This window comes from Candidatus Eisenbacteria bacterium (assembly GCA_016867495.1).
GTDB lineage: Bacteria > Eisenbacteria > RBG-16-71-46 > CAIMUX01 > VGJL01 > VGJL01.
This window is the reverse complement of sequence record VGJL01000181.1, coordinates 1-5150: the sequence shown is the minus strand read 5'-3', so window position 1 is coordinate 5150 and position 5150 is coordinate 1. Positions and strand designations below refer to the sequence as shown.

The 5150-nt window shown below is 66.6% G+C and carries 5 protein-coding genes; 1 reads left to right on the top strand and 4 read right to left on the bottom strand.

What is annotated here, in order from left to right; translation table 11 throughout:
* Positions 1-76: 76 nt before the first annotated feature.
* From FJY88_11750 to FJY88_11735, 4 genes are all read right to left on the bottom strand, one after another.
* The gene (locus tag FJY88_11750; GenBank protein MBM3288006.1) at positions 77-1087 is read right to left on the bottom strand and encodes a glycosyltransferase; all 1011 of its coding nucleotides are present in this window, start codon (positions 1085-1087) and stop codon (positions 77-79) included.
* A 349-nt stretch (positions 1088-1436) separates the two neighbouring features.
* Positions 1437-2366: a hypothetical protein gene (locus FJY88_11745; protein MBM3288005.1), complete on the bottom strand. Its 930-nt coding sequence runs from the start codon at positions 2364-2366 to the stop codon at positions 1437-1439.
* A gap of 56 nt (positions 2367-2422) precedes the next feature.
* On the bottom strand, positions 2423-2818 hold the full coding sequence (locus tag FJY88_11740; protein ID MBM3288004.1) for a hypothetical protein: 396 nt from the start codon (positions 2816-2818) through the stop codon (positions 2423-2425).
* Positions 2819-2833: 15 nt separating this feature from the next.
* Positions 2834-4159, bottom strand: a complete 1326-nt coding sequence (locus FJY88_11735; protein ID MBM3288003.1) for a M24 family metallopeptidase — start codon at positions 4157-4159, stop codon at positions 2834-2836.
* A gap of 175 nt (positions 4160-4334) precedes the next feature.
* Here FJY88_11735 and FJY88_11730 point away from each other — a divergent pair.
* The coding region (locus FJY88_11730) for a proline dehydrogenase (protein ID MBM3288002.1) at positions 4335-5150 on the top strand (816 nt) is incomplete at its 3' end.

Below are 5150 nucleotides of genomic sequence, written 5' to 3'. Positions count from 1 at the left end.
GCGTTCCGTAGCGGTCCTCGAGGTTCTGGATCTGAGCCTGTATGTCCCTCTTCACGCCGGATCTGGGTTCCATTCTCTAGAAGGGGCTGGTCGGGTAGAGGCTCCCTTCCACCGCGCGAGCCCCGATCGCAATCCTCCCTTCCTCCGGGTGCTGCGCCACGCCGCTCAGATCGAGCTTCGCCACCTCGATCTCGAACTTCTTCCGCTTACGGTCATAGAAGTTGGCGCGCTCGAGATTGCTCCGGCGCTTGTAGCCGTCGAACAGGATGTCGCATCGGGAGACCATCTCCTCCGCGACGCGATGTCTCTGGTCCGCGTTCAGATGCCCGCTCTGGAACGCCTTTTCGAGGGCGTAGACCTTGTAGCGGTCGAGGTTCCACGAGGTCATCGGGGGAGCCTGGCGCAGATGGACGACGGCCTCGGCGACGATCTGCACCGGCGTATGGGCCGCGATCCTCACCCAGAGGTCGTAGTCCTCGCACGCGGGCAGGTTCTCATCGAAGCAGCCGTGCGCGAGGAGGCAGGCCCTCCGCACGACCATGGCGGAAGTGTGCAGATCCCTTCCCTCGACGACGTCCTGGAATCCGAGAGCCGGCGGGATCTGGCGGAGTCGCTTCTTGCCGCCCTTCGCGGCGGGACGGCCGATCACCACGGTTCCGTGGGCCAGCCAGGCGTCAGGCCTCGAGTCGAGGAAGTTGACATGCGCCTCGAGATGGTGCGCGTCCCATGTGTAGTCGGGCTCGAGGAAGGCGATCAGATCGCCTTGCGACACCTGCACCCCACGGTTACGGCTCGCTCCGATTCCCCTGTTGGATTGGTAGATGTACTGAAGCGGAATCTCGGATGTCCAGAATCCGAATCCGAGGCTCCCGTTGGACGATTGGACCCGCTGCCGCCAGATCGACTCCGCCCTGTCGGGATCGGGACCCAGCTGGCGAAGGACCTCGACGGCGCTCTCGTCGCTGCTGCCGTCGTCGATGACGATGACCTCAAGATCTCTCCAAGTCTGGGCGAGAATCGAGCGGATGGTGCACACGAGACAGTCGCGGCGATTGTAAGTGGGAACGATCACGGAAACCCTGGGCATGGCCGTTCTCCCTCCCTGAGTCCACTACCGGGTCCGGAAGCGGCGCTGGCGCGGTCAGGCGCCCCGCCGACCCCGGCCCGCGTTCTCTGGGTGGACCGGCCGCTCCTCCTGTTCCGTCAGCTTCGGTCGTCTCCGCGACCGTCCTACCCGAGCCAAGCGCAGTCTAGCGAGCCACACAAACAGAGTCAACTGTTTGGTTTTCCACGCATAAGGCATTCCACTCGACGATTTTGGCAACCACTCGCTCCGCAGCGATCCGCGCACAGGATCGGGGCAGGCCGGACGCAGAAAGGCCCCGGCCCGGTGGTCGCCCGGGTCGGGGCCCGCTCTCAGGCCTCTGGGGGCCGGGTCATCTTCGCCAGCCGGTGGAGGGAGGCGAGGGACGGCTCGGCTCAGACCTCTGCTCATTCCTCTGCTCAGTCCCCGCCTGCGGGGCCCCTCGCGCCGGCGCGCCTCTCCCGCTCCCCGGGCGCGGGGTTCGCGGCGCCGCGCCCCCGGGCGGCGGCGTTCTGCCGATCTCAGGCCGCGGCGTGCGGGGGGGCTTGGATCCCTCCGGCCTTTCAGGGCGCCTCCATGTGTGGCCGCTTGGAGGTCTGTCCCCGCGACTCCCTCGATCCTGAACGGATGGGCGGGCGGGACGGGTCCCGTCTTCCCTCCTCGTCCAGGTCCTGCGCTCGGGCTTCTCGCTCGGGCGATCGTATCTGGCGGTCCGCGCCTGCACGCCGCGGTGCTCCTTCACGGGGTCGGAGTAGCGGGGCACGTGATGGCGAGTCCGGGCGTGCCATCCACGATCCCAGACGACGCGAGTCCCCCAGTTGCGCCAGTAGTAGTCGGTCCGCCATCCCCACCCGTCGCACCAGTGCGGATGCACGGGGCCTCCGTAGTACCACCAGTTCCAGCAGAACCGGAACGGCGACACATAGGCGTAGTAGTACGGCCAGTGGACGAAGTAGTAGTCGAACGGATCGAAGACGTAGCCGATCGTGACGAAGCTATAGGAAGGCTCGATGGCGCGGTAGTAGCGCGTCACGCGCTCTCTCGGCTCCGAGCGGTCGAGCAGCTCCTCCACGAACCAGTCGCTCGCTCCCACATTCTTGAGATCGAGGACGTCCTCCGGCTCGATTCTGAGGAGAACCTCCTCCGAGTCGACCAGTCTCAGAATGACGTCCTCGCTCACGCCCGCCTCGAGCATCCCGATCACGTCATCCAGATCGAGGGCCAAGGCGGGCCCGGCAATCATGACGGCGAGCAGCGCCGCCGCGCACAGAACCCTACGCATGGTTGGCGCCTCCTCCATCGCCGGACGCAACAGCGCGCCCGGCCGACGAATCCTCTTCATCGCCTCGCCGGCGGAGGGCCCACGTCCCTCCATCGGTCCTTCTCCAGATCATACAGCCAGCATGCCCCGGACTTCGTCACGAGGAATCCGAAGCTCTCCATATGGGCGATCTCGCCGACCGCGACCGGAAGGGGGAGGACATGGGTCTCGCGCCCCTCCTCGGAGAAGGCATCGTCGACCGTGACCCAACTCCCCTTGTCGGGCCGGTACTGCCAGAGGATGCCGTCGCGCGTCAGCACGCCGCCCACGCCGTAGACGAGGGCGATGTCGCCGCTTACCGCCGGTCCCTGGGCGAGCGCGGCGGTCGGAGCCCCCGATCCCCAAAGAACAGCGGCCATCGAGACCAGGAAGCCCAGCAGAACGCCACCCGCGAGGAACGGCCATCGTCTCATCTCATAACCCCCTTCCTAGAACGAGAGAGGCCCCAACGGCCTTGTCCCGCACAGCGCCTCCACCTCGTCCGCCTCGTTAGGAACACCGGAAGTCAGGATTCGATTCCCGGATTCCGTGATCAGGACGTCGTCTTCGATCCGGATCCCGATCCCGCGGAACTCGGGAGGGGCCTTGGGATCGTCCTCGGCCACATAGAGCCCCGGCTCGACGGTCAGGGCCATGCCTGGCTCAAGGGCTCTGGGGGAGCCTCCACTGAAGTAGCGGCCCACGTCGTGGACGTCCATCCCCAGCCAGTGGCTGGTCTTGTGCATGTAGTAGCGCTTGTACCCCTCCTCGCCCACGAGCGTCTGGGGGTCCCCCTCGAGCAGGCCGACCTCGACCATTCCCTCGACCAGGACGCGGACGGCGGCGTCGTGGGCCTCCTGGAGCGAGGAGCCGGGACGGCAGCGCCCGATCGCCTCCTTCTCGGCCCGCAGGACGATGTCATAGAGCTTTCTCTGGGCAGGAGAGAAGCGTCCGGAGGCGGGGAAGGTGCGCGTGATGTCGGCGCTCATGTAGCCCCACTCCCCGGCGGCGTCGATCAGGACCAGATCTCCGTCCTGGATCTGTCGAGAATTCGATTCGTAGTGGAGGACGGTCGCGTTGGGGCCGGCGCCCACAATCGAGGGGAACCCCCATCGATGGCATCCGCCCCGCCGCAAGGCATACTCCACGACCGCCTGCAACTCGTACTCGTACAAGCCCGGGCGGACGGCCTCCATGGCGGCCCGGTGCGCGGCGGCGCTGATCCTGGCGGCCCGCTCCAAGTTCTCGACTTCCAGAGTGTCCTTTCGCAGCCGCATCTCGTGGAGGATCTGCGCCGCGTCCGCGAGCGCCGAGGGGCCTGCGACCGCCGCGCGGGTTCCGCGCCTCGTCCGGTGGATCATCTGCAGGGCGAGATCGTCCCTCTTGGGATCCTGGCCCAGGTTCACAAAGAGCCTCTCGACCCCGTCGAGGTACTTCGGAAGGGTCGCATCGAGCTCTCCGATCGGGAAGGCCGCCTCCGCTCCGAAGAGGGCGGAGGCTCCCTCGACGCCCGCGCGGCGTCCCGTCCAGACTTCCCGCTCGGGATCGCGTGGGCGGACGAACATCACGAAGCGATGCTCCTCGTGCCCCGGCACCAAGAGGAGCGCCGCCTCCGGCTCCTCGAAGCCCGAGAGGTAGTAGAGATCCGAGCTGGCCCGGTACTCGTGGAGGGTGTCATTGTTGCGGATCATCTCGGGATGGGAAACGACGAGGGCGGCCCCCCCTTCGATCGCGGCCATGAAGCGCGCCCGGCGCTCGACGTGGATCTGAGCCATGGTCTCTCCTTTGGATGCGGCGTGCGCCCGCGTCTTGCCGCGCGGGCGAGTCTGTCCTGAGATCCTAGGCGCCCTGCCGGACGACGACAAGGCGACGTCTTTGACACTCGCGCGGGTTCGGCCCTAGGATCACCGAGGGTCCTCGCGGTGGGGACGGGAGGGGAGGTCCGATTCGATGGGGTCGATCCTGGATCGAATGGTTGTGGGAGTCCTGCCGGCCGTGCCCAAGCCGATCGTCCGTCACTTCAGCCGCCCCTACATCGCCGGCGCGGGGACCGAGGACGCGGTGCGGTGTGTCAACGGCCTCAACGCGGGCGGCGCGATGGCCACGCTGGACATCCTCGGCGAGCACATCTTCAGGACGGAGGAGGCGGATCGTGCCCGCGACGGTTACCTGAGACTGCTCGAGACGATCGTTCGCGAGAAGCTCGACTCGAACGTCTCGGTCAAGCTGACGCAGCTTGGGTTGAAGCTCGGGGTGGAGGAATGCTTCGGGAGGATCCAGGAGGTTGTGCAGAGGGGCTCCGATGCGGGCATCTTCGTCCGGCTGGACATGGAGGACTCCTCTTGCACGGACGAGACGCTCGAGATCCACCGCCGGCTGAGGGAACGCTTCTCGAATGTCGGCGTCGTCATCCAGTCGATGCTTCGCCGGAGCCTGAAGGACACCGAGCGCCTGGCCAAGAGCGGAGCGAACATCAGGCTCTGCAAGGGAATCTATGTCGAGCCGCGGGCGGTCGCCTACCAGGACCGCGAGATCATCAACCGTAGCTTCATCGCCTGCCTCGATGTCCTCCTGCGGGCCGACTGCTATGTCGGCATCGCCACCCACGATGAGAGGCTTGTCTTCGAGGCGCTGAGGCTGATCCAACGCCACGGGGTCCGGCGCGACAGATACGAGTTCCAGATGCTCCTCGGGGTCGACGTCGACCTGAGGAAGATCCTGATCGACGGCGGCGAGCGGCTCCGCGTCTATGTCCCCTTCGGCGAG

Bases quoted from the DNA above. Each gene is read 5' to 3' on its own strand.
- FJY88_11740 (MBM3288004.1), bottom strand. From the start codon at position 2,818: ATGAGACGATGGCCGTTCCTCGCGGGTGGCGTTCTGCTGGGCTTCCTG.
- FJY88_11735 (MBM3288003.1), bottom strand. From the start codon at position 4,159: ATGGCTCAGATCCACGTCGAGCGCCGGGCGCGCTTCATGGCCGCGATC.
- FJY88_11750 (MBM3288006.1), bottom strand. From the start codon at position 1,087: ATGCCCAGGGTTTCCGTGATCGTTCCCACTTACAATCGCCGCGACTGT.
- FJY88_11745 (MBM3288005.1), bottom strand. From the start codon at position 2,366: ATGCGTAGGGTTCTGTGCGCGGCGGCGCTGCTCGCCGTCATGATTGCC.